The 1,542-nt window shown below is 66.4% G+C and carries 1 protein-coding gene; it reads right to left on the bottom strand.

The window, feature by feature from the left end; translation table 11 throughout:
• Positions 1–209 precede the first annotated feature (209 nt).
• The gene (locus tag Q6969_RS15515) at positions 210–1,040 is read right to left on the bottom strand and encodes a hypothetical protein (RefSeq protein ID WP_317231246.1); all 831 of its coding nucleotides are present in this window, start codon (positions 1,038–1,040) and stop codon (positions 210–212) included.
• Between the last annotated feature and the right edge of the window lie 502 nt (positions 1,041–1,542).

The following is a 1,542-nucleotide window of genomic DNA, read 5'->3' as shown; positions in this document are numbered from 1 at the left end:
CGCCGGAGCGCCGCGACCAGCAGGCCGACGGCCACCGCGGCGAGGAGCCAGGCGGGGACGAGCCAGGAGCGGCGGCGGCCGTGCGCTCATCGGGGCTCGGGTACGGCGGTTCGGGCGGGCACGCTCGTGGTGGATGGGGCTTTCGCCATCATGAGCTGGGGTGGCCGTTCGGCTGACAATTCTGGAGCACCTCGCCACGGGCCTCCTGGTCAGTTGGGGGGCGCGATCGAGTAGCCGCTCTGCTCTTGGAAGAGGCGCGCGATGGGCGTGTAGCTCATGATGTCCCGAGCGGGCCCAAGATCGTTGCCCATGCGGGCGATGATGCCGTAGAGCTGCCCGGCTCGGCCGGCCACCGGACCGCCGGAGTCCCCTCCCTGCAGGAACAGACCGTCACTTTGCGCGCCGGCCTGGTGCGCGCCGAAACCTGCAGGGAGCGGCACCGTGGACCAATTGCAGTTGATTCCGGTCATCGCTCCGCTGGTGCAGAATCTCTCGTCAGCGCCCGGGACTCCGGTTCCTTGGATCGGGACGCTCCGAGGCTGGCCCGAAATCGGGCTTCGGAGGAAGATGCGCCCCGTCGCCAGGGGGGTGACGGTAGTGAATATAGTGCAGTTGTGTAGCTGCGAGTTGGGCACGCAGTGCGGGCGGTGGGTAACGCTTGGGTCTACTCGCACGATGGCGAGATCGGCGTCACCGGACTGCCAGATGATCCTTCCCACTACGCCGTGGCCCTCGAGACCGATGTCTTGTCCATCATTCCCGCAGTGCCCGGCGATGACGAGGTATCGTGTTTTTCTCTGAAACTCGGTGATATTGGCGAAGAACCCGTTCGCCTTCAAGACCGCTCCCACGGTGCATGGCTGATGCCTGCTGTTGTAGACACTGGATCCGGCTGCGATCGGGAAGGCCGTCCGGAAGTCAGCAGCAGCCTCAGCTGGCTCCGGAGTGGTCGCTGCCGTGATGAGACCGGAGCAGAAGAGGACGGCTAGCGCGGCTGCGAGAAGCCGTGTTCTCCTGTTGGTGAATGAGACGCGGGTCATGATGGGATCCTTCGTGAAGCGCCGGCGGTGCGGGCGATCGGAGGCGCTCACACCAGCGTTAGGACGGCGGTAGAGGAACCGTAAGTGGAGACACACGCGGCGCGTGCGGCGCGTCCACAGAGACGCGGCCACGACACGCAGTCGGAAAAGATTTAGATCGTGCCGCGAAGCCGTACTGGAGCTCCTTCATGAGTCGGTGCCCGCGTGGGGCCACAAGGGGTCGCCTCGTTAGTGGCCAGATCGCGATCTGAGCATGGGAGTCCGTGCTGGACTTCGGCACTTGCGTCTCCCGCTGCTGTCGGCCGCTGGCGTCGCGACAACTCGTGCCGTTGAAGGAGTAGGCGAGATGCTACGAGACATAACCATCGACATCAGCGGTCGAGGAGCTCGGTGCGAGGGACACCCACCGCCGCCGCGCAGCCGGACGCCGCGCGGCCCGTTCCCGGCGTCCCTCCCGCAGCGTCAGGCCGCGGCCCGCTCCGCGAGCATGAGGACGAGCATC

It is taken from the genome of Clavibacter sp. MX14-G9D, from assembly GCF_032917815.1.
Lineage (GTDB): Bacteria > Actinomycetota > Actinomycetes > Actinomycetales > Microbacteriaceae > Clavibacter > Clavibacter michiganensis_K.
Note: the sequence above shows the minus strand (reverse complement) of the source record. Positions and strands in the feature narration are given on the sequence as shown.

Bases quoted from the DNA above. Each gene is read 5' to 3' on its own strand.
- Q6969_RS15515 (WP_317231246.1), bottom strand. From the start codon at position 1,040: ATGACCCGCGTCTCATTCACCAACAGGAGAACACGGCTTCTCGCAGCC.